This window comes from uncultured Tateyamaria sp. (genome assembly GCF_947503385.1).
In the GTDB taxonomy this organism is placed as follows: domain Bacteria; phylum Pseudomonadota; class Alphaproteobacteria; order Rhodobacterales; family Rhodobacteraceae; genus Tateyamaria.
Genome location: NZ_CANNDO010000006.1, coordinates 106,002 through 128,180, shown reverse-complemented (window position 1 = coordinate 128,180; position 22,179 = coordinate 106,002). Strand labels below are relative to the sequence as shown.

22 protein-coding genes are annotated in these 22,179 nt (G+C 62.5%); 11 read left to right on the top strand and 11 right to left on the bottom strand.

Features of this window, described 5'->3' with window-relative positions:
- Position 1: 1 nt before the first annotated feature.
- Positions 2 to 424 (bottom strand): nucleoside-diphosphate kinase, encoded by a 423-nt coding sequence (gene ndk, locus Q1A85_RS17870; protein WP_058240757.1) that lies wholly within the window; start codon positions 422 to 424, stop codon positions 2 to 4.
- Between the two features lie 125 nt (positions 425 to 549).
- Here ndk and Q1A85_RS17865 point away from each other — a divergent pair, with 125 nt between their 5' ends.
- The 3 genes from Q1A85_RS17865 to Q1A85_RS17855 all read left to right on the top strand — a co-directional run bounded on the left by Q1A85_RS17865 (position 550) and on the right by Q1A85_RS17855 (position 3,730).
- Positions 550 to 2,397 (top strand): ABC-F family ATP-binding cassette domain-containing protein, encoded by a 1,848-nt coding sequence (locus tag Q1A85_RS17865; RefSeq protein ID WP_299692646.1) that lies wholly within the window; start codon positions 550 to 552, stop codon positions 2,395 to 2,397.
- A gap of 97 nt (positions 2,398 to 2,494) precedes the next feature.
- A complete protein-coding gene (locus Q1A85_RS17860; RefSeq protein WP_299692643.1) occupies positions 2,495 to 3,121 on the top strand; it encodes a MarC family protein in 627 nt (208 codons plus the stop codon).
- A gap of 30 nt (positions 3,122 to 3,151) precedes the next feature.
- On the top strand, positions 3,152 to 3,730 hold the full coding sequence (locus Q1A85_RS17855) for a TIGR02281 family clan AA aspartic protease (RefSeq protein ID WP_299692641.1): 579 nt from the start codon (positions 3,152 to 3,154) through the stop codon (positions 3,728 to 3,730).
- On the opposite strand, the gene Q1A85_RS17850 is transcribed toward Q1A85_RS17855, so the two are convergent.
- Together Q1A85_RS17850 and Q1A85_RS17845 are read right to left on the bottom strand one after the other, a co-directional pair.
- Complete coding sequence (locus tag Q1A85_RS17850; RefSeq protein WP_299692638.1) at positions 3,727 to 4,185, bottom strand: DNA polymerase III subunit chi; 459 nt, start codon at positions 4,183 to 4,185, stop codon at positions 3,727 to 3,729. The genes Q1A85_RS17855 and Q1A85_RS17850 overlap by 4 nt on opposite strands.
- 4 nt (positions 4,186 to 4,189) lie before the next feature.
- Positions 4,190 to 5,668 (bottom strand): leucyl aminopeptidase, encoded by a 1,479-nt coding sequence (locus Q1A85_RS17845; RefSeq protein ID WP_299692635.1) that lies wholly within the window; start codon positions 5,666 to 5,668, stop codon positions 4,190 to 4,192.
- Between the two features lie 147 nt (positions 5,669 to 5,815).
- On the opposite strand from Q1A85_RS17845, the gene lptF reads away from it, so the two are divergent.
- Genes lptF through rsmA form a run of 6 tightly spaced genes read left to right on the top strand, consistent with a single transcriptional unit; the run spans position 5,816 to position 13,255 of the window.
- Positions 5,816 to 6,955 (top strand): LPS export ABC transporter permease LptF, encoded by a 1,140-nt coding sequence (lptF, locus tag Q1A85_RS17840; RefSeq protein ID WP_366140599.1) that lies wholly within the window; start codon positions 5,816 to 5,818, stop codon positions 6,953 to 6,955.
- Positions 6,952 to 8,049: an LPS export ABC transporter permease LptG gene (gene lptG, locus Q1A85_RS17835; RefSeq protein ID WP_299692632.1), complete on the top strand. Its 1,098-nt coding sequence runs from the start codon at positions 6,952 to 6,954 to the stop codon at positions 8,047 to 8,049. Before lptF ends, lptG begins: the two co-directional genes overlap by 4 nt.
- A gap of 28 nt (positions 8,050 to 8,077) precedes the next feature.
- Entirely contained in the window at positions 8,078 to 10,207 is a 2,130-nt protein-coding gene (lptD, locus tag Q1A85_RS17830) for an LPS assembly protein LptD (RefSeq protein WP_299692627.1), read from the top strand.
- Positions 10,204 to 11,436 carry a peptidylprolyl isomerase gene (locus Q1A85_RS17825; protein ID WP_299692624.1) on the top strand — a complete coding sequence of 411 codons (1,233 nt, stop codon included), beginning with the start codon at positions 10,204 to 10,206 and terminating at the stop codon, positions 11,434 to 11,436. Before lptD ends, Q1A85_RS17825 begins: the two co-directional genes overlap by 4 nt.
- Positions 11,433 to 12,410, top strand: coding sequence for a 4-hydroxythreonine-4-phosphate dehydrogenase PdxA (gene pdxA, locus Q1A85_RS17820; protein WP_299692621.1), 978 nt, complete (start codon positions 11,433 to 11,435; stop codon positions 12,408 to 12,410). Before Q1A85_RS17825 ends, pdxA begins: the two co-directional genes overlap by 4 nt.
- Positions 12,407 to 13,255: a 16S rRNA (adenine(1518)-N(6)/adenine(1519)-N(6))-dimethyltransferase RsmA gene (gene rsmA / locus Q1A85_RS17815; protein ID WP_299692618.1), complete on the top strand. Its 849-nt coding sequence runs from the start codon at positions 12,407 to 12,409 to the stop codon at positions 13,253 to 13,255. Before pdxA ends, rsmA begins: the two co-directional genes overlap by 4 nt.
- Positions 13,256 to 13,347: 92 nt before the next feature.
- Here the strand turns inward: rsmA and Q1A85_RS17810 are convergent, their stop codons facing one another.
- From Q1A85_RS17810 to prfA, 3 genes are all read right to left on the bottom strand, one after another.
- Complete coding sequence (locus Q1A85_RS17810; RefSeq protein WP_299692614.1) at positions 13,348 to 13,896, bottom strand: DUF4167 domain-containing protein; 549 nt, start codon at positions 13,894 to 13,896, stop codon at positions 13,348 to 13,350.
- A 221-nt stretch (positions 13,897 to 14,117) separates the two neighbouring features.
- Entirely contained in the window at positions 14,118 to 14,951 is an 834-nt protein-coding gene (gene prmC, locus Q1A85_RS17805; RefSeq protein WP_299692612.1) for a peptide chain release factor N(5)-glutamine methyltransferase, read from the bottom strand.
- Positions 14,948 to 15,997, bottom strand: a complete 1,050-nt coding sequence (gene prfA / locus Q1A85_RS17800; RefSeq protein WP_299692609.1) for a peptide chain release factor 1 — start codon at positions 15,995 to 15,997, stop codon at positions 14,948 to 14,950. The genes prmC and prfA overlap by 4 nt, the downstream gene beginning before the upstream one ends.
- A gap of 62 nt (positions 15,998 to 16,059) precedes the next feature.
- On the opposite strand from prfA, the gene Q1A85_RS17795 reads away from it, so the two are divergent.
- Entirely contained in the window at positions 16,060 to 16,347 is a 288-nt protein-coding gene (locus Q1A85_RS17795) for a hypothetical protein (protein ID WP_299692607.1), read from the top strand.
- Here Q1A85_RS17795 and Q1A85_RS17790 read toward each other — a convergent pair.
- The 4 genes from Q1A85_RS17790 to Q1A85_RS17775 are packed head-to-tail and all read right to left on the bottom strand — an operon-like array spanning position 16,288 to position 19,812.
- Positions 16,288 to 16,689 carry a DUF1499 domain-containing protein gene (locus Q1A85_RS17790; protein ID WP_299692605.1) on the bottom strand — a complete coding sequence of 134 codons (402 nt, stop codon included), beginning with the start codon at positions 16,687 to 16,689 and terminating at the stop codon, positions 16,288 to 16,290. The two genes, Q1A85_RS17795 and Q1A85_RS17790, sit on opposite strands and share 60 nt — an antisense overlap.
- A gap of 54 nt (positions 16,690 to 16,743) precedes the next feature.
- A complete protein-coding gene (speB, locus tag Q1A85_RS17785; RefSeq protein ID WP_299692602.1) occupies positions 16,744 to 17,688 on the bottom strand; it encodes an agmatinase in 945 nt (314 codons plus the stop codon).
- Positions 17,681 to 18,649 (bottom strand): agmatinase, encoded by a 969-nt coding sequence (gene speB, locus Q1A85_RS17780; RefSeq protein ID WP_299692599.1) that lies wholly within the window; start codon positions 18,647 to 18,649, stop codon positions 17,681 to 17,683. The genes speB (Q1A85_RS17785) and speB (Q1A85_RS17780) overlap by 8 nt, the downstream gene beginning before the upstream one ends.
- Positions 18,649 to 19,812: a M20 aminoacylase family protein gene (locus Q1A85_RS17775; protein ID WP_299692596.1), complete on the bottom strand. Its 1,164-nt coding sequence runs from the start codon at positions 19,810 to 19,812 to the stop codon at positions 18,649 to 18,651. Before Q1A85_RS17775 ends, speB (Q1A85_RS17780) begins: the two co-directional genes overlap by 1 nt.
- A 64-nt stretch (positions 19,813 to 19,876) precedes the next feature.
- On the opposite strand from Q1A85_RS17775, the gene mazG reads away from it, so the two are divergent.
- Complete coding sequence (mazG, locus tag Q1A85_RS17770; RefSeq protein WP_299692593.1) at positions 19,877 to 20,704, top strand: nucleoside triphosphate pyrophosphohydrolase; 828 nt, start codon at positions 19,877 to 19,879, stop codon at positions 20,702 to 20,704.
- Positions 20,705 to 20,758: 54 nt separating this feature from the next.
- Here the strand turns inward: mazG and Q1A85_RS17765 are convergent, their stop codons facing one another.
- Complete coding sequence (locus Q1A85_RS17765) at positions 20,759 to 22,030, bottom strand: DEAD/DEAH box helicase (protein ID WP_299692590.1); 1,272 nt, start codon at positions 22,028 to 22,030, stop codon at positions 20,759 to 20,761.
- Positions 22,031 to 22,179: the final 149 nt, after the last annotated feature.

The following is a 22,179-nucleotide window of genomic DNA, read 5'->3' as shown; positions in this document are numbered from 1 at the left end:
CTTAACCGACCAGTTCCAGACCGGAGAAGAAATAGGCAATCTCGACCGCCGCCGTCTCGGGCGCGTCCGACCCGTGGACGGAGTTTTCGCCAACGCTTTCGGCAAACTCGGCACGGATTGTGCCGGGCGCTGCATCGGCAGGGTTTGTGGCACCCATGACTTCGCGGTTCTTGGCGATGGCGCCTTCACCCTCGAGAACCTGCGCCACGATCGGTGCGGAGGCCATGAATTCGCACAGTTCGTCATAAAACGGACGTTCTGCGTGCACGGCGTAAAACACGCCTGCCTGCGCTTTGGTCAGGTGGATGCGCTTTTGCGCGACGATACGCAGGCCAGCCTCTTCGAACTTGGCGTTGATCGCACCGGTGAGGTTGCGGCGGGTTGCATCGGGCTTGATGATCGAGAATGTGCGCTCAAGGGCCATGGGGTGTCTCCTGTCTGGACAGCACCTGGCGGTCAGGTGCCTGAATCGCGGCCCGCCTACCATGGGGCCAACCGCTTGGAAAGCGGCGATTGACGCAAGCGCCGCACTGCGGCACATGGGCAGCCATGCTGCGCATCAACGATATCACCTACGCCATCGCGGGCCGCCCTCTGTTCGAGGGCGCCAGCGCCGTCATCCCCGAAGGTCACAAGGTCGGCCTTGTCGGGCGCAACGGGACAGGCAAAACGACGCTCTTCCGCCTGATCCGAGGCGAACTGGCGCTGGAATCGGGCAGCATCGGCCTGCCCTCCCGCGCGCGTATCGGCGGCGTCTCTCAGGAAGCACCGTCCAGCGACATCAGCCTGCTCGACACGGTGCTGGCCGCCGACACCGAACGCGCGGCCCTGCTGGCCGAAGACAGCGATGACCCCGCCCGCATCGCAGAAATACAAACGCGGCTTGCCGATATCGACGCGTGGTCCGCCGAGGCGCGCGCTGCCACGATCCTCAAGGGTCTCGGTTTCGACACGCCCGATCAGGCACGGCCCTGTTCCGACTTTTCCGGTGGCTGGCGGATGCGCGTGGCGCTCGCGGCGGTTCTGTTTTCACAACCCGACCTGCTGCTGCTTGATGAACCGACCAACTATCTCGACCTCGAAGGCGCGCTCTGGCTCGAAGCCTATCTTGCCAAATATCCCCACACGGTCATCATCATCAGCCACGACCGCGGCCTCCTGAACCGTGCCGTCGGCAGCATCCTGCACCTCGAAGACCGCAAGCTGACCTACTATTCCGGCCCCTATGATCAATTCGCCCGCCAGCGCGCCGAAAAACTGGCGCTGGCCGCATCCATGGCCAAAAAGCAAGAGGCCCGCCGCGCCCACCTGCAATCCTATGTGGACCGGTTCCGGTACAAGGCGGACAAGGCGAAACAGGCCCAGTCGCGCCTCAAGGCACTGTCCAAGATGCAACCGATCACCTCGCCGCAAGAGGCGGGGCTGAAACGCTTTGATTTCCCCAACCCCGAGGAACTGTCGCCGCCCATTGTCCACCTTGACGGCGCATCCACCGGCTACGGCGACACCACCGTGCTCAGCCGCCTGTCCCTGCGCATTGATCAGGACGACCGGATCGCACTTTTGGGCCGCAATGGTATGGGCAAATCCACCCTGTCGAAACTGCTCAGCGACCGGCTGCCGAAACTGTCCGGCAAAATCACCCGTTCGTCCAAACTGCGGATCGGCTATTTCGCCCAGCATCAGGTGGACGAACTGCATATCGACGAAACCCCGCTGGACCATCTGCGCCGCGAACGCCCGACCGAAAGCCCGGCCAAATGGCGTGCGCGCCTGTCGGGCTTCGGCCTGATGGCGGATCAGGCCGACACCAACGTGGGCAAGCTTTCAGGCGGACAAAAGGCGCGCCTGTCGCTGTTGCTGGCCACGTTGGACGCGCCGCACATGCTGATCCTCGACGAGCCCACCAACCACCTCGACATAGAAAGCCGCGAGGCGCTGGTCGAAGCACTGACCAACTACACCGGCGCCGTGATCCTCGTCAGCCACGACATGCACCTGTTGGAACTGGTGGCTGACCGGCTGTGGCTGGTCTCAGACGGCACCGTCACCCCGTACGAGGATGACCTCGAAAGCTACCGCCAACTGCTGCTGAGCGATGGCAAACCGCCAAAACAGGCCAAAACGGACGCACCCAAACCCAAAAAACCGTCCCGCGACGCCATCCTCGCCCTGCGCTCCGAGGTCCGCAAATCCGAAGCGCGGCTCGAAAAACTCAATCAGATGCGCGACAAACTCGCCGACAAACTCGCCGATCCTGATCTCTACGAGGACGCCAACATCGGCGAAATGGAGGTCTGGCAAAAGAAATATGCCGAGGTGATGAACGCCCTGAACCGCGCCGAAACCCTGTGGATGCAGGACATGGAAAAACTGGAAACCGCCGAACGCGCCTGAACTTCTTCTGACCAAAAATACCACGGGGGTTTGGGGGCAGCGCCCCCATTCACAAAAACAGATAGCGCGCGCCGCAGGCGCTCATTTTGGACACCGCATGATCGATACGGCCTTTTTGATCACCGCCTTTGTCACGATGTTCGTCGTGATCGACCCAATTGGTCTGGCACCGCTGTTCGTCGCGCTGACCCAAGGCATCCCGCCCCGCGCGCGGCGCGCCATCGCGCTGCGCGCCTGTGCCATTGGAATGCTCATCCTCGTCGTCTTCGCACTTTTTGGCGAGGCGGTGCTGGGCTTCATCGGCATTTCTATGCCCGCATTTCGCGTCGCGGGTGGCATCCTGCTGTTTCTCACCGCGCTCGACATGCTCTTTGAACGCCGCACCAAGCGGCGCGAGGATCAAAGCGACAGTGCCGAGGCAGAGGATGATCCCTCCGTCTTCCCGCTTGCCATTCCGTTGATCGCAGGGCCCGGCTCCATCGCGTCGGTGATCCTGCTGACCGGTCAGGCACCCGGCGCGGAAGGGCTGGCGCTCGTGCTGGCGATCACTGCGCTTGTGCTGTGTGTCTGTCTTGGTCTCTTTCTGGCCGCAGGCATGTTGGAGCAGGCTTTGGGCAAGACCGGGATCACCGTCGTCACCCGGCTCCTCGGGATGTTGCTGGCCGCACTTTCCGTCCAATTCGTTCTCGACGGTCTTCGGGATTTCGGTTTTGTCACTGGCTGACATTGCCCGGTCCCACCCTATATTGACCGCATGAGTTCAGACAACATCGCCCAACTGATCTATCTCGGTGCCTTTGGACTGCTCCTTGGCGCGGGGTTCTTGCTGACCAACAAACTCAAGTTGGGCCAGACCCTGCAAATGGCCGCAACCTGGGTGCTGATTTTCATCGGTGTGATCGCAGCTGTTGGGCTTTGGGGCGATATTCAGGACGATCTCTATCCCAATCAAACGCGGTTCGATGAGGAATCGGTGGTTGTCCCGCGCAGCCGGGACGGGCACTACTACCTCACGCTCGACATCAACGGCGCGCCCATTGGTTTCGTGGTGGATACCGGTGCCACCGACATCGTTCTGACCACCGAGGCCGCGACAGCCGCGGGCCTTGACCCGGACACCCTGAATTTTCTGGGGCGCGCCAACACCGCGAATGGCGAGGTGCGCACCGCGCCTGTCCGTCTCGACACCGTGACCATCGGCCCCTACGAGGATCGCGATGTCTATGCGGTTGTGAACGGCGGTGAGATGGATCAATCGTTGCTCGGCATGGGGTATCTGCAACGCTGGGGCCGGATCGAGATCACCGGCGGCGAGTTGACGCTGACGCGCTAACCGCTTTCCGCCTTTTTCTCCCACTTGCCGCTTTCCTCTGACCAGTACTGCGCCGACGCGCCCGCGCCGGTCAGGGCCTTCCACTGGCCCCGCGCGGTCTCAAGCGCGGCTGCGTCGTTGCCATCGAACAGAACGCAGACACGCTCCAGTGCCTGCACCTCATCTGCGGATACTTCTGCGCCGTCCACCGACATCAGGCATGTCGCCCCATTCGTAGTCGCACCCGTCGTCAGAAGAACAGGCTGCTCTGCGTCGTGATCGCCGCCCGCCAACCCATGCGGCAGAAACCCGTCCTCTGGCGAGAGCCACAGCTTTTCGTCCAGCCACGCCAGACGGCTCACGTCCTGACCACGCACCGCCACACGCATTTCCCTGCCGCGCGCGGCATTCAGCAATTCGGTCAGCGCCACCTCCAGCGGGCGGCGCGTCAGGTGATAGAAATAGGCGGCCCCCAATCGCTCACTCCGCCTCGAACTTGTCGGCCACCAGCCGGTTGAGCGCCATCACACCCCAGCCCGTCGCGCCCTTGGGGGCAAGGGGTGTATCGGATTTCACAAATGCGACACCCGCGATGTCCAAGTGAATCCACGGCGTCTCGTCTTTCACAAACCGTTGCAGGAACTGCGCCGCCGTGACGGAACCTGCGGCGCGCCCGCCGATGTTCTTCATGTCCGCGATGCGCGATTTCAACATATCGTCATAGGCCTGTCCCAACGGCATCCGCCACGCGCCCTCGTTTTCAGCGGCGGCCGCCTTGAGAAACCCGTTGCACAATGCGTCGTTGTTGGAAAACGCGCCCGCATTTTCGTGTCCCAGACCGATGATGATCGCACCCGTAAGAGTGGCCAGATCGATCATTCCAGCAGGCGCAAATCGGTCCTGCGCGTACCACATCACATCACACAGGACGAGCCGTCCTTCGGCGTCGGTGTTGATGATCTCAACCGTGTCGCCCTTCATGGATTTGACCACGTCGCCGGGGCGTGTCGCATTGCCCGAGGGCATGTTTTCCACCAATCCGACAAGGCCCACGACATTGGCCTTTGCCTTGCGTGTGGCCAACGTTTTCATCACGCCCGCCACGACACCGGCACCGCCCATGTCCATGGTCATGTCCTCCATGCCGCCCGCAGGTTTCAGGCTGATCCCGCCCGTGTCAAAGACGACGCCTTTGCCGACCAGCGCAAGCGGGGCCTCATCCCCGCCGCCGTTCCACTGCATGACCACAACCTTTGAGGGGCTGTCCGACCCTTGACCTACAGACAAAAGCGTTCGCATTCCGAGCTTTGCAAGATCATCCTCATCCAGAACCTCGACCTTGAGGCCGAGGCTGCTCAGCGCCTTGAGCTGTGCGGCAAACTCGGTAGTGGTCAGCACGTTGGCGGGTGCGTTCACAAGATCGCGGGTAAAGAACATGCCTTCGGCCACCGCCATCAAAGGGGCAGCGGTCTCCTGCGCCGCTTCGGGTTGCGAACAGGTGATGGTGACCGCGCCGGATGCCGCGTTCTCATCATCGCCGGATTTGTGATCGTCAAAGGTGTAGTCCCGCGCCACGAGGCCAAAGGCGATCTCCGCCACGCGCCGTGTGCCGTCCGCCGCCAGCAGCAGGTCCTTGGACCCGCGCAGCTTGGCCAATGCCGCCCCGCCTTTGCGTGCCTCTTCGACCGAATGGGCGCGCGGCAGGCACAGAATGTCGACGGCCTGCGCCTCCATCCCGACGGGCCACGCCAGTGTTGTCACCTGCCCCGCCTTGACCTTGGCAAAGCCGTCGCTGTCCACAAAACGTTTGACCGCGCCTTTGGTCAGCCGGTTCACGCGGCGCGCAGATTGGCCCATGCGGCCCTCTGGATCGACCACAACAGCCACACGCCCGGTGGCCTGCGCAATCGCGTCAATGTCGGTGGCGGTAAAGGAAACGGGCGTGAGTGTCGTTGGCATGGTGGTCTCCGCAATGAGGGGTTTGGCCAGAGGTAACGCGCCATGCCCGCGCTGACCAGTGCTTGGGTCGGTTTAGCGGTTTTCGCGCCCGCGCACATGGGATAGCCTCACGCGGAATGCGCTGCCGCGTGACAGACTCAATCGCCAATGACCAAGGGGGACAATGTGGCCAGGTTCGACCGCTATCTGCTGTCGCAACTGCTTGTGCTGTTTGGCTTTTTCTCCCTCGTTTTGGTCGCCGTATTCTGGATCAACCGTGCGGTCCAACTGTTTGACCGGCTGATCGGAGATGGCCAGACGGCGCTGGTGTTTCTTGAATTCACCGTCCTTGGCCTGCCGCGGTTGGTCACAACCGTGTTGCCCATCGCGACATTTGCCGCGACCATCTATGTCACCAACAGGCTCAACAACGAAAGCGAATTGACGGTGATGGCCTCCACCGGTTCTTCGCCATGGCGGTTGGCGCGGCCCGTATTTCTGTTTGGCCTTATCTCAGCGGTGATGATGACCGTGCTGAGCCATGACCTTGTGCCCCGCGCCAGCGCCCAGCTGAGCGAGCGCGAGGTGGAGATTTCGCAAAACATCACCGCGCGCATCCTGACCGAAGGCACCTTTCTCAGCCCGGTGCGTGGCGTCACCTTTTACACCCGCGAAATTGGGGAGGATGGGGTGCTGCGCGATGTGTTTGTTGCGGACCGGCGCGATCCTTCCACCCGGATGATCTATACTGCGGCAGAGGCATATCTGGTGCGCAACGACACCGGCACCTCGCTGATCATGGTGGACGGTCTTGCACAGCGGCTGCTGCCCGATGGATTGCGCCTGTCGACAGCAAAATTTCAGGACTTTTCCTTTGATATTTCAGGCCTCATGCGATCTGACGCCACTGTGGCCGAGCGGATCAGCAACATGAGCACATGGCGGTTGTTACAGGATCGGGACGCCTTGTTGGCCGAAGGCACCTCTGCAGGTGCCCTCGCCGAAGAGACCCACAGCCGGTTCGCCCGTGCCACGTTTTGCGTGGTGACCGCCCTGATCGGCTTTGCGACGCTGCTGGTGGGTGGATATTCGCGGTTTGGCGTCTGGCGTGAGATCGTCATAGCCTTTTTGCTGTTGCTGGCACTCGATGGCACACGGTCGACGCTGACTGACCCGGTTCTGGACGACGCGTCGAAGTGGTGGATACTCTATGCGCCGTCGGTGGTCGGCGCTGTCATTGTAACGGGTATGCTGTGGAGCGCGTCGCATCCCGGTTGGGTCCGGCGGCGACTGCGGGGTGTGGCATGATTCTGCACCTCTATTTCGCGCGCCGCTTTGCGCAAAGCATCGGGGTTGTGGCGGCGGTTTTGCTGGCGGTCGTGGCGCTTGTCGATCTGATCGATCAGACCCGCAAGTTCAGCGATCTTGGCGTTGGATTTGCCCAGCGGTTGGGCCTGACGGTGCTGAACGTGCCCGAAACGCTGAACCAGATCCTGCCATTGATCCTGATCCTTGCCACGGTTGGCCTCTTCGTCAATCTTGCCCGCACGTCAGAGCTGGTGGTGACCCGTGCGGCGGGTCGGTCAGCCCTGCGCGCGCTGGTCGCGCCGGTCACGGTGGCGCTGGCGCTTGGCATCTTTGCCACCACCACGCTGGGGCCGATCGTGGCGGCAACGTCGAAACGCTACGCCGTCCTCGCTGAGACCTATCGTTCAGGCGGCGCATCCGCCCTCGCGGTCAGTGAGGACGGGCTGTGGCTGCGTCAGGGCGGCACCCAAGGGCAAACAGTGATCCGGGCGGCCCGGTCCAATGCGGACGCCTCGGTTCTTTATGACGTGACCTTTGTCGCCTATGCGCGCGATGGCGGTCCTGTGCGGCGGATCGAAGCCGCCAGCGCGGCGTTGCAGGACGGTGTGTGGTCCCTGCGCAGCGCAAAAGTCTGGCCGCTAGCCACCGGCATCAACCCAGAGGCCAACGCCGTCGCGCATGAGATCCTTGCCCTGCCCTCGAACCTCACACTTGACCGCATCCGCGAAACTCTGGGCACGCCTGCGGGCGTGTCGATCTGGGACATGCAGGACTTTATCGCGCAGCTGGAACAAGCCGGTTTTTCGGCGCGCCGTCACCATGTCTGGCTGCAATCGGAACTGGCCCGACCCATCTTTTTGATGGGCATGGTTCTGGTTGCCGCAGCCTTCACGATGCGCCATACCCGATTTGGGGGGACCGGCACGGCAGTGCTGGCCGCAGTGCTACTGGGGTTCGGTTTGTATTTTATCCGCAGCTTCGCGCAAATACTGGGTGAAAACGGGCAGATTCCGGTGCTTCTGGCCGCATGGGCGCCACCGCTTGCGTCAATCCTGCTGGCTTTGGGTTTGTTGTTGCAGGCCGAAGATGGCTAGGCCCGGGTGGATCACACTCTGGGCCGCCATGCTCTGGGTGCTGTGCGGCGGTGCCGTATTGGCCCAGACGGCTGCGCCCCCGGCGGTTCTGGTGGCGGACGAAATCATTGTGACGCCAGACCGCCGTCTGATCGCCAGCGGCAGCGTTGAGGCGTTTCAGGGCCAGACCCGCATGACCGCGCAGGCCATCGAATACAACGCCGAAACCGAAACCCTCACCATCACTGGCCCGATCACCATCGACAGCGGCGACGGCATCGTCATTCTTGCCAGTCAGGCCGAGCTGAGCCGCGATTTACAAAACGGTCTGCTGACCGGGGCGCGGCTGGTGCTGAACGAACAATTGCAACTGGCGGCGGTGCAGATGAACCGGGTCGGAGGCCGCTACACCCAGCTGTACAAAACCGCCGCAACCTCGTGCCGGGTGTGCGAGGATGACCCTCGCCCGCCCCTGTGGCAAATCCGGGCCAAACGGGTGGTCCACGACGAATTGGAACGGCAACTCTATTTCGACGAGGCGCTGCTGTACTGGCGCAATATCCCGATTTTTTACCTGCCGCGCCTGCGGATGCCGGACCCGAGCCTTGATCGCGCCAACGGCTTTTTGTTCCCTGAAATCCGCTCCAGCACGCTGTTGGGCACAGGTGCAAAGGTTCCCTATTTCATTAAACTTGGTGATCACCGCGATCTGACGCTGACGCCGTACCTGTCCAACAAGACCAAGACGCTGGAATTCCGCTACCGCCAGGCGTTTCGCCGGGGCCGCATCGCGTTCGAGGGGGCTTTGTCCCGTGACGACCTGCAACCCGACGACCAGCGCGGCTATTTGTTTGGTGTGGGCGAGTTTGATCTGGGGCGCGATTTCCGGCTGCAATTCGATGTCGAGGTCATCTCGGACGACGCGTATCTGGCGGATTATGGCTATTCCGGCAAGGACCGACTGGACAGCGAGGTGCGCGTCAGCCGCGCCCGGCGCGATGAATACATTCGACTGTCCTACATCAATGTCAAAACGCTGCGCGATGACGAGAATGACGATTTTCTGCCGTCGGACATCGTCGAGGCGTTGTACGAACGCCGCTTTTTCCCGATCGCAACGGGCGGGGAATTCCGCATCGCGGCCACCGCTCGCACCCATTTGCGCCAATCCAGCAATCCCGGTGACACCGATGGTGACGGCGTCGCTGATGGCCGCGATGTCACCCGCCTGAACCTTGAGGCCGACTGGATGCGGACCGGGTTTGTTGGCGGCCTGCAAGTCACCTCGCAACTGGGGTTCGCAGCGGACGCGTTCGACATCAAGGAGGACGCCGCTTTTGACGGCTCCGACAGCGAGATCAGCCCGCGCGCGTCGGTCACGCTGCGCTATCCCATGGTGCGGCGCGATGCAGGCGGCGTTACGCAGGTGATCGAACCGATGGTGCAACTGGCATGGGTGGGTGGCAATGGGCTGGACATCCCCAATGACGAAAGCACATTTGTCGAATTCGACGAGGGCAATCTGCTGACCCTGTCCCGCTTTCCCGCGCCGGACCGGCGCGAACGGGGCTGGTCCGCGGCCATTGGCGCCACGTGGGCGCGGTTTGACCCGGACGGGTGGTCGGCCAACCTGACCATCGGCCAAATCCTCCGCGAAGAGGCGCAGGTCGATATCACCCGGTCGTCGGGATTGGGGGGGCTGCAATCGGATTACCTTTTGGCGGGCCAATTGAAATTTGACGGCGGTCTTGCCATCACGGGCCGCGGGCTGTTCGACGATCAGTTCGACGTGGCCAAGGCCGAATTCCGGGGCAGCTGGCGCAATGACCGGCTTGATCTGGGCAGTAGCTATGTCTGGCTCGATGAGGATATCGACGAAGACCGGCCTGACCCGATCTCGGAACTGAGCTTTGACGGCTCGTACAAGATCGACCGGTTCTGGACGGCCGACCTTGACTGGCGCTACGATCTGACCGAAGGGCGCGCGGCCACCGCCCGGGCCGGGATCGCGTACAGCAACGAATGTGTGCGGGTTGCGGCGTCGGTCACACGGCGCTTTGCGGACTCGACAACGGTTGAGCCCTCGACAAATCTGGGCTTTACAGTGTCCCTCAGAGGCTTCGCCACCGAGGCGGGGGGGCAATCACAGGTACGATCATGCGGAAAGCAGGCGAAATGAGCGGTAGACTGACACGATTTCTGGGGGCAGCAACCCTCATCACGGCGGGCCTGACGGCCCCGGCCAGTTGGGCACAAAACCTGTTTGCCCCGGTGGCACAGGTGGACGAAGCCGTCATCACCGAATTCGAAATCCAGCAGCGCAGCCGCTTTTTGCAGGTTTTGAATTCACCGGGCAGTGATCGTTCATCCGTGTTGCAGGAACTGATCCGTGACCGTCTGCGTGTGGCCGAAACCCGCCAACGCGGCGCTGCGGTGAGCGAAGGCGCGTTGCAACAGGGGTTGGCCGATTTCGCGGCGCGGGCCAATCTGACCGTCGAAGAATTTGTCGGCGGTCTAGAAAGCGCGGGCGTCGCGCGCGAAACCTTCCGTGACTTTGTCGCCGTGTCTCTGGTGTGGCGCGACTATATCCGGGCGCGCTTTGGCTCTCGGGTGCAGATTTCCGAGGACGAGATTGACCGCGCAGTCAATCAGGTGAACACGGCCAGCGGTATCGAAGTGCTGGTCTCCGAGATCATCATTCCCGCCCCGCCCAACCGCGCACAAGCCGTGTTGGCGCAGGCCGAGCAGATTTCACAATCCACGACCGAAGCCGAGTTTTCCAGCTTTGCCCGCCGGTTTTCAGCCACCGCGTCGCGCGGACGCGGTGGGCGCCTTGACTGGTTGCCGATCACCGATCTGCCCGCAACCCTGCGCCCGCTCCTGCTGGCGCTTGGCCCCGGCGAGGTCACGCAACCGCTGCCGATCCCCAACGCCGTTGCGCTGTTCCAATTGCGCGATATCCGTGAAACCGGTGCGCCCACGCAGGAATATGACGCCGTGGAGTACGCAGCCTATTACATCAGCGGCGGGCGCACGCCCGAAGCGCTGGCAATCGCAAATACAATCCGGGCAAATGTGGATCGGTGTGACGACCTCTATGGCATCGCCAAGGGCAAGCCGGAGAATGTACTGGACCGTGGCAGCCTGCCTCCCGAAGAGATTCCCGATGACATCGCCATCGAACTGGCCAAGCTCGACCCGGGTGAAGTGTCGACGGCCCTGACCCGCGCCAATGGCGAAACACTCGTGTTCCTGATGCTGTGCGGGCGCACCCCGGCGCTGGAGGACGATCAGGTGATCGACCGCGAATCCGTGGCCGCGCAATTGCGCAACCAGCGTCTGACAGCCTTTTCCGACAATCTGCTGGCCGAGCTTGAGGCCGAAGCGAACATCGTCATTTTCGAATGACCGGCAGGACTCCGCGCCCGGTCGCCGTCACCTGTGGTGAACCGGCTGGGATCGGACCGGAGATCATGGCGCACGCCCGGCGGGCCTTGGGTGCTGACGTGCCGCTGTTCTGGATCGGCGATCCGTCACATTTGCCTGCGGACACAGAGTGGCAGGCGATTGACGCCCCTGCGGCTGCGGCGGATGTGGCGGCGCCGGTCCTGCCCGTGCTGCAGCATCCCTTTGCCAAGCCGGTCACACCCGGTCTCCCGGAACTGGGCAATGCTGCGGATGTGATGGCGGTGATTGCCCGCGCAGTGGCATTGGTGACCGAAGGTGCGGCTTCGGCCCTGTGCACAGCGCCCATCCATAAAAAGGTACTGAAAGACGGGGCCGGTTTCCCCTATCCCGGCCATACTGAGTATCTGGAAGCCCTGACCGGTGCGCCACAGGCGGTGATGATGCTCGCCTCGCCTGAATTGCGCGTTGTGCCGACGACCATCCACATTCCGCTTCGGGATGTGGCCGAGGCGCTGACGCCAACCCTGTTACGGCACACAATTGAGATCACCGCGCGTGATTTGCGCACCCGTTTTGGCCTGCCGCACCCGCGTATCGCTGTCGCAGGCCTGAACCCCCATGCGGGTGAAGGCGGGACGATGGGACGGGCGGAGGTGGATTGGATCGCGGATCTGGTGGCGCAGATGGCGGCGGACGGTCTGGACATAACCGGCCCCTGGCCCGGTGACACGCTGTTTCACGCGGCCGCCCGCCAGCGCTATGATGTGGCGGTCTGCATGTATCACGATCAGGCGCTCATCCCGATCAAGACGCTGGATTTTGACCGGGGCGTGAATGTAACCCTTGGACTGCCGATTGTGCGCACCTCACCGGATCACGGCACCGCCTTTGACATCGCGGGCACCGGGCGCGCAAACCCCACCAGCATGATCGAGGCCTTGCGCCTTGCGTGGCAGATGGGCGGCGGCGCATGAGTGCTATCGATACATTGCCGCCGCTGCGCGCGGTCATCGCGACCCACGATCTGCGTGCCAAAAAGGCGCTTGGGCAAAACTTCCTTCTGGATCTGAATCTGACGGCAAAAATTGCACGACAAGCAGGTGATTTGACCGGCACGGACGTGCTTGAGATCGGGCCGGGCCCGGGCGGGTTGACCCGTGGCCTTTTGGCCGAAGGGGCGCGGCATGTTCTGGCGATTGAAAAGGACGCGCGCTGCCTGCCCGCGCTGGCAGAGATAGCGGACGCCTATCCCGGAAGGTTGACGGTGATCGAAGGCGACGCGTTGCGGATCAATCCGCTGGACCACCTGACGCCACCCATCCGGGTGGCTGCGAACCTGCCCTATAATGTGGGCACCGAATTGCTGGTGCGCTGGCTGACACCGCCTGTCTGGCCGCCCTTTTGGGACACCCTGACGCTGATGTTTCAGCGTGAAGTGGCGGAACGGATCGTCGCTCAGCCCGGGTCCAAGACGTACGGACGTCTCGCGGTGCTGGCGCAGTGGCGGGCGGATGCACGGATCGCGATGAGCCTGCCACCCGAAGCGTTCACGCCAGCCCCGAAAGTATCAAGCGCGGTGGTGCATCTGACAGCCCTGCCCGCCCCACGGTTCGAAGCCGACGCCGCTGTGCTGAGCCGGGTGGTCGCGGCCGCGTTCAACCAGCGGCGCAAGATGCTTCGGGCGGCGTTGAAGGGCGTGTCGCCCGATATTGAAGATCGTCTGCGTGCGGCTGGCATTGCGCCCACGGACCGAGCCGAACAGGTTCCGCTGGAAGGGTTCTGCGCCCTCGCCCGCGCGATCGTAGACGGTCAGCCGTGATCACACGGACGCCTGCGGCGACACGATTTTTAGGGTGAATGAGGGGCTGTGCCCCTCAAACGCCCCCGAGTATTTGAAAAGAGAAGAAGGGCCTATTCTGCCGCTTCGGGCGCAGAGCCACTGTCCGGTGCCGCGTCTTGGGACGATGTGGCATCTGTTTGCGGCTTGGGTTTACGGCTGCGGCTGCGCTGTTTTGGCTTGGGCTTTGGCTGGCTTTCTGGTGTTTCCACCAGACCGGTGTCGCCATCGCTGTCCACCACATCCGGTTGCGGGGCCTCTGCCGGGTCGGCGTTGGCCTCTTGTTCCTGACGCTGGGCGCGTTCGCGGTCCCGTTCGGCCTGACGCTCGCGGTTCTGGCGCTCTTGCTCTTCGCGGCGGGCGTCCATTTCGCGCTGCGCCTCACTGAGCATCCGCAGGTAATGTTCGGCGTGTTGCTGGAAGTTTTCGGTGGCCACGCGGTCACCGCTGAGCTGTGCATCGCGGGCAAGCTGATTGTACTTGTCGATGATTTGCTGCGGCGTGCCGCGCACTTTGCCTTCGGGGCCGGAGCTGTCAAAGACCCGGTTGACGACGTTGCCGCCGCTGTTACCGCCGCGATTGCGGTTGTTCTTGGACCGGGACCGTGATCTCGATGATTTCATGTCGTCTGCTCAGCTCTCTGGCGTGGTGTTGGGGATCGCTTGTGGCGCAAAGCGCATGCACGGTCATGGCCTCAATGGCGGAACCGGCGATCAGCGGGATGGGACGCGGGGCCTAGCAAGCGCTTGAGCGCCCGGCGACTGACACAGGAATAAGCACGCCAGCCCCTGTTCGACAAGGGCTAAACACAAGAAAGATCATATTCGGTACGTTTTTCGCGCAATCACGCAGGATTCCGCGCGATCACACAGCGGTCGCGGCCATCGAGATCCGGCAGCACATCCACATCGCCCCAACCGTGGTCTTTGAACAGGGCTGCCACAGCCGGTCCTTGGCTGTGGCCGATCTCGCAAATCACCCGTCCGTCCGCCTCCAGATAGGCGCCGGCCTGTGCGGCGATGGTGCGGTAAGCGCTGAGCCCGTCGCCTTCATCCGTGAGGGCCATGCGCGGTTCGTGGCGGGTGACTTCGGGGGCGAGGCCAGACATCTCGGCTGCGGCGATATAGGGCGGGTTGGCCACGATCAGGTCATAGCGGCCGTCGACCCCGTCGAACCAGTTGCTACAGATAATCTCTGCCCGGTCGGCCACGTGTTGGGCCACCGCATTGGCGCTGGCTTCGAGGCAGGCCGCTTCGCTCAGGTCCACCCCCACGCCGGTGGCGTGTTCCCGTTCGGCCAGCAGCGTCACGAGGATGCAACCGGAGCCGGTCCCTAGGTCCAGCACGCGGTTGAACGGAGCGGACAGGGCGGCCTCGATCAGCGTTTCGGTCTCTGGGCGCGGGTCGAGCACGGCGTCGCTGACCCGGAAGTCACGACCATAAAACGCGCGCCGTCCTACAAGGTGGCTGACGGGCACGCGCACAGCGCGCAAAGCAACAAGATTGTCATAGCGCTCTGCGATCTCTGGCGCGATGTCTTCGGGTGCGATCAGAGTGACGCGGGCGGCGTCCACCTGTGCGGCATGGGCCAGCAACAGGCGCGCGTCGCGTGCCGGGTCAGGCACACCGGCGGCGCGCAGTCGGGCGGCGGCATTCGCCATGGCTTCGGCTGCCGTCATCCTTCCATCTCCGCCATCAAGCGGGCCTGTGCGTCCGCAGTCAGCGCGTCGATAACCTCATCAAGATCTCCCTGCATAACCTGATCCAGCTTGTAGAGCGTCAGATTGATGCGGTGATCGGTCATACGCCCTTGCGGGAAATTATAGGTTCGGATCCGTTCGGAGCGGTCGCCCGATCCGACCTGCGAGGCCCGATCGGACGCGCGTTCGCTGTCCACCCGCGACCGTTCCAGATCGTAGAGCCGCGCGCGCAGCACCTGCATTGCCTTGTCGCGGTTGCGGTGTTGCGATTTTTCCGAGCTGGTGACGACAATCCCGGTGGGCAGGTGCGTGATGCGCACCGCCGAGTCGGTTGTATTCACATGCTGACCGCCAGCGCCGGAGGACCGCATCGTGTCGATGCGAATGTCTTGTGGGTTGATGTCGATATCAACGTCCTCGGCTTCGGGCAGAACCGCGACTGTTGCAGCCGATGTGTGGATGCGCCCGCCGCTTTCCGTTGTGGGAACACGCTGGACCCGGTGCACGCCAGATTCGAATTTCAGTCGGGCAAAGACGTTTTCGCCGGTGATGTGGGCCACGACCTCCTTGATCCCGCCCAATTCGGTGGCGGCCTCTTCGACCACGTCGACTTTCCAGCCCTGCGCCTCGGCATAGCGCTGGTACATGCGCAGCAGATCACCGGCAAACAGGGCCGCCTCGTCCCCGCCGGTACCGGGCCGGATTTCGAGCATGGCCGGGCGTGCATCTGCGGCATCCTTGGGCAAAAGCGCCAGTTGAAGCGCGGCTTCGGCATCGGGCAAAGCGGCGCGCAGCCGTGGCAGTTCTTCGGCGGCGAGTTCTGCCATTTCGGGATCGTCCATCATCGCCTCGGCCTCGGCCAGATCATCCACGATCTTGGTGTATGCGGCGATGTGTTCGACCACGGGGCGCAGATCGGAGTATTCCTTGGCCAGCAGGGCGATATCGCCGGACCCATCGGCCATCGCTGCTTCAAGGTACTGAAAGCGCTGTGTGATCTGATGAAGACGGTCTGCGGGGATCATGGCGTCGGTGTGCGGCAAGCTGCCGCTTTGGTCAAGAGCCGCCCCATGTTATCTTATTTCGCATGAAACGGATGTTTTTTCTTTCGCTTTTGGTTGCTGGCCCTGCGCTTGCGGATGTCACCTCACCCTCCGGCAAAACGGTTGAGTGTTACTGTACGGACCGGGGTGGTGCGCGCATCGAACTGGGCCAGACCGTCTGTATGCAAGTCGATGGCCGTATGTTTATGGCGCAATGTCAGATGTCCCTGAATTCGCCCATGTGGCGCGAAGTGCAGGAAGGGTGCCTTAGCTCATCGCTCCGCAGCGGTGAGAAGCCGTTGCAATCGGTCGGCGTTTACCCCGAAATCTGATCGGCCAAACCGCAAACGGGCGTACATGCGCAGCAAGCCGTCATTGTATTCAACTGTGGTGTAGTCCGGGAACCCGATCACTTTGGACCGTGTGACATAGGTGATCCGACCCTCTTCCACCGATCCGGCCAGCACTGTCGTTCGCGGCAGCGCACGCGCCGCTGCATCCACTCGCGCCAATGCCCCTTCATCGGTGCTGAGCACTCGGATGGCACCGCCCATGCGGTCACTGCTCGTGGTTGCGTCGACGGGCTTGTGCCAGCGGTCTGGTGCGGACGGGGCAAGGCGCACATAGGCAAGCGCTGCAACGAACAGAATAATAATGATCACAATAATATACATCGCAAACTTCATCCTGATTCCATTCTTCTGACCGACGGGTCACATCCCGCAGGCTCAGCGATAGGCCACTCCGGGCAGAATGCACAGCATTTCGAACATCAGGTTCGCCGCGACCAAGCCCGTGTTGCCGGATGTATCATAGGGCGGCGACACTTCAACCATGTCGCACCCCACAACATTCAGCCCCCGCAACGACCGGATCAGTTGCATCGCCTGCGCCGTGGTCAAGCCGCCAATCTCGGGCGTGCCTGTGCCGGGGGCAAAGGCGGGGTCAAGGCTGTCGATGTCATACGAGATATAAGTCGGCAGATCGCCAATGTCGCGCCGGATCTCGGCACCGATCTGGCCAAGGTCGCGCCCCCACAACTCCGGTGCCAGAAACTGTTGAAAGCCCCATCCCGCGGCCTCGGTAAAATCTTCGGCGCTGTATCCGGTGCCGCGCAACCCAATTTGGTAGGTTTTTGAGGGGTTTATCAGCCCTTCCTCATAAGCGCGCCGAAACACAGTGCCATGTGTTTCCCGCTCGCCAAACATCTCGTCGTTCACGTCTGCGTGGGCGTCCACATGCACCAGCGCTAGCGGCCCATGCTTGGCCGCCACGGCCCGCAGAATTGGCAAGGTGATGGAATGATCGCCACCAATGGCAACAGGCACAACAGGATGGTTTAATATCGCACCGTAACTCTCCGTTATAATGCGTAAACTGTCGCTCAGCGAAAATGTGTTGATAGCCAGATCACCGATATCCGCCACCTGAAGCGAGTCAAATGGCGCGGCCCCGGTCTGGATATTGTAGGGCCGGATCATCGCGGATTCGTTGCGCACCTGCTTGGGCCCAAAGCGGGTGCCCGACCGCCACGAGGTGCCGATATCCATCGGAACGCCCAGCACGGCCACATCCAGCCCGCTCAGGTCCGCCGCCGATGGCAGCCGCATAAACGTCCCCGGCCCTGAAAACCGGGCCAGATCATTGCCGCTGATCGGCTGGTTCTTAGCCATTCTCGCGCATCCTCCATCCCAAGAGCTGGCAGATTTCCGTGGCGACATGCGCGCCCGCAATCGCCGTCGCTCCACTGGTGTCAAAGGGGGGGGAGACCTCGACCACGTCGCCGCCCCGAATGTTGATACCCGCCAATGCGCGCAGCAGTGCGGCCGCCTGCGCCGACGACAACCCACCCCAGACAGGTGTTCCCGTGCCGGGGGCAAAGGCCGGGTCCAGCCCGTCGATGTCAAAACTCAGATAGACAGGCCTGTCCCCGACAATTTCCCGGGCGCGTTCTGCCGCCGCCTCTGGCCCAATGCGGTGAAAGGTGGGCGCGTCGATGATGTTGACGCCCAGCGTGTCCTCGTTTGTCGTGCGAATGCCGATCTGCACGCTTGTGGCCGCATCGACGATCCCGGATTTCACGGCCTTGTAGAACATCGTGCCATGATCGACGCGCGCCATGTCATCATCGGGCCACGTGTCCGTGTGCGCATCCACCTGAATCAGCGACACTGGTCCATACATCTCGGCATAGGCCTTGAGGATCGGAAACGAGATATAGTGATCCCCCCCCAACACCACACTCGCCGCACCGGCGTGTAGGATGCCCCGAATATGTGTGGTCAGCGTGTCGGGAAAGGCAGGGATATTGGCATAGTCAAACGCCACGTCGCCATAGTCCACGATCACCCGCTCGCTCAGCACGTCGAAGGGCCAGCCATAGGGTGCGTCGGGTGCTTGCAGGGTCGATGCTTCGCGGATCGCGCGCGGCCCCAACCGCGTACCGGGCCGGTTTGTCACCGCCTGATCAAAGGGCACACCGGTCACGGCGATGTCCACACCGGTCAGATCCTTTGTGTACCGCCGCCGCAGGAACGACGTCGCCCCGGCAAATGTCAGCTCAAAGGACGGTCCGCGCGGGTCTTCGCGGGTAAAGGCGTGGTCGATCTGCGTCTTGGCATCTTCGAGCGCCATCAGCGGTCCACCGGCTGCGCCGTCTCCACCAGCCGCGCAAAAAAGGATGCCCCGATCGGGGCCACATCGTCATTAAAGTCGTATTTCGGATGGTGCACGCCCGCGCTGTCCCCCTGCCCCAACATCAGGTAAGCACCGGGGCGCGCTTCGAGCATGTAGGAAAAATCCTCGCTCGCCATGATCGGTGTCGCTTCGGACACGGCGCTTTCGCCCACCACTTCGGCGGCAACAGTGGCGGCGAATGCGGCCTGTTTGTCGTGGTTCACCGTGGGTGGATAGCCATAGTCGATCTTGACCGCCGCGCTGCACCCAAAACTCTTTGCCTGCGCCTCCGCGATCTCCGTTAGACGGCGCACCGCCATGTCGCGCACAGCCGTGTCAAAGGTTCGGATTGTTCCGTTGATATAGGCCGTTTCGGGGATCACGTTGTCGGTTGTGCCTGCATGAAACTGTGTCACCGACAGAACCAGCGTGCCCAAGGTGTCGTGGTTGCGGCTGGCGATTGTCTGCAGGCCGCTGACGATGCTGGATGCCGCCACAATCGAGTCGATGCTGGTATGCGGCTCGGCGGCGTGGCCACCGCGCCCGGTCACATGAATGTGGAACACATCCGCCGCCGCCATGATCGGACCGCCCCGGGTGTGGATGGAACCGGCCTCAAGCCCCGGCGCGTTGTGAATGGCATAGACCTCGCCGATGCCAAACCGTTCCATGATGCCCTCCTGCACCATGACCTCTCCGCCGCCCCCGTCTTCTTCGGCAGGTTGAAAAATCAGCGCGACGCGGCCCGAAAAATTCCGCGTCTCGACCATGTATTTCGCGGCCCCCAGCAACATCGCCGTGTGCCCGTCATGGCCACAGGCGTGCATCTTGCCCGCATGTGTCGACGCGTAGGGCAGCCCGGTCTCCTCGGACATCGGCAGCGCATCGAAATCGGCGCGCAAACCAATTGTGGGGCCGTCGCCCTGCCCTTCGATGATTGCCACGATCCCGGTTTGCGCGATGCCCGGATGCACCTCATCCACGCCAATCTCGGCCAGCCGTTCCTGAATATAGGCGGCTGTCTTGGGGCAGTCGAAGTTCAACTCGGGGATGGTGTGCAGATGCTGGCGCCACGCGGCCATATCCGGTCCGAACTCCCCGATGCGGTTGATGATCGCCATGGCTGGACTCCTCTTGCACGACATGCGTCACATGTCAGTCAATCGCAAAGCGACGGAGGCTGCAATGGGCGACACCCTGATCCACGATTCCAGCGCGGGCATCGAACGGCTCTTGCACATCATGCGGCGCCTGCGGGATCCCGCAACGGGCTGCCCTTGGGACATTGAACAGACCTTTGATACCATCGCCCCCTACACGATCGAAGAGGCCTACGAAGTGGCCGATGCCATCGAACGCGCGGATTGGCCCGAATTGGAAGGCGAACTGGGCGACCTGCTGCTGCAAACCGTCTATCACACCGCCATGGGCGAAGAGGCCGGGCACTTCACCTTCCAATCCGTCGTGACTGCCATTTCGGACAAGATGGTTGCCCGGCACCCGCATGTGTTCGGCGACGAAAGCCGTGACAAATCCGCAGAGCAGCAAACCCGCGATTGGGAGGCGATCAAAGCCGCCGAACGCAGCCAAAAGGCGCAAAAGGGCGCACTGGACGGGGTTGCCATGAACCTGCCCGCCCTCCTGCGCGCGGTGAAACTTCAAAAACGCGCCGCCCGCGTGGGGTTTGACTGGCCCGAAACCGGTCAGGTGCTCGCCAAACTGACCGAAGAGGCCGCCGAACTGGTCGAGGCGCGCGACACGCTCACCCACACGCAAGTGGTCGAGGAAATGGGTGATATTCTCTTTGTCATGGCCAATCTTGCCCGCCACCTCGACGTTGATCCCGAAGAGGCCTTGCGCAAAACCAACGCCAAGTTCACGCGCCGCTTTGCCGCGATCGAGACCGCGTTGGCGCAGAATGGCAAGCGTCCCGAGGACAGCACGCTCGAAGATATGGATGCCCTGTGGGATCAGGCCAAACACGCCGAAAAATCAGCCGTTTCTTCTGACTGAAAATACCACGGGGGGCGCGCAGCGCGGGGGCAGCGCCCCCTCCGACGCCAACTCTTATGCCTTGGGTTTCGGCTTGCGCCGCCGCCGGTTGCTGGGCTTCGACGTACCGGGCGCACCGCCAGGCTTGGCGCCCGGACGCCCGCCGGGTCGTCCACGGCCGCGCCCGCGCGTCGATTTTTGGGGCGCATTGGGGTCTGGCATCTCTTCCCACGGTCGGCCCGATGCAATGGGAATGCTGATCTTCATCACCTTCTGGATGTCTTTGAGATACGGCATCTCGTCCGGGGCACATAGTGCGACCGCCTGCCCTTCCTTGCCCGCCCGTGCGGTCCGCCCGATGCGGTGTACATAAGCCTCCGGCACGTTCGGCAGTTCGTAATTGTAGACGTAAAGCACGTCGGGAATGTCGAGACCGCGCGCCGCAACATCCGTTGCCACCAGCACGCGGATGTCGCGCGATTTGAACGCCTCAAGCGCGCGTTCGCGCTGCCCCTGCCGTTTGTCGCCATGGATCGCCGCCACCGCAAAGCCTGCACGCCCCAGATTGCGCGCCAGTTTGTCCGCGCCATGTTTGGTGCGGGTAAACACCAGCGCCCGGTTCTCACGGTGCTTGTCCATCAACTCAATGAGCAGCGCGGATTTCTCGGCCTTGGCGATGAAATGCACGGATTGCTCGACCTTGTCAGCCGCTTTGCCGGGAGGAGACACCTCAACCCGGATCGGCTCGCGCAAATAGCTTTGCGCAATCTCGGCCATCTGCTTGGGCATGGTCGCCGAAAATAGCATGGTTTGGCGGTTGTCGCCCATCATGCTGGCAATCTTGCGCAACGCGTGCACAAACCCGAGGTCCAGCATCTGATCCGCTTCGTCCAGCACCAGAAACCCGGTTTCGTCCAGCCGGATCGCCCGCCGCTCGACCAAATCCAGCAGGCGGCCCGGTGTGGCCACCATGATGTCCGCGCCCTTGGTCAGACGCTGGATTTGCGGATTGATGGACACACCACCCACCACAATTTGCACGCGCAGGTCTGTCAGGTCGCGCAGCACTTTGGCAATTTGCGCGGCCAACTCGCGCGTGGGTGCCAGAACAAGGCCGCGCGCCGTCTTGGGCGCAGGCCGCCCGCCCTCTTCCATCAGGCGCGCAATCAGCGGGATGCCGAATGCAGCGGTCTTGCCGGTGCCTGTCTGGGCAAGCCCCATCACGTCACGCCCGTTCATGGCATGTGGAATGGCTTGGGCCTGGATCGGGGTGGGCGTTGTCAGCCCGGCTTCGGCCACTTTCGCCGCCAGTTGCGGCGGGAGGGCCATCATGTCAAAATCGCTCATGTGTCCCAGTGGCCCCAACAACGCATGGCGTCAACCGGATTTGGCTGTTTGCACGGGCGCAGTTTGCATATTCCGCCTTCACAATTTGCAATGTGACTTTGCAAACCCGAACCCATCCCTTTGCAAACCGTCCCGGGGCAATGCCCAAT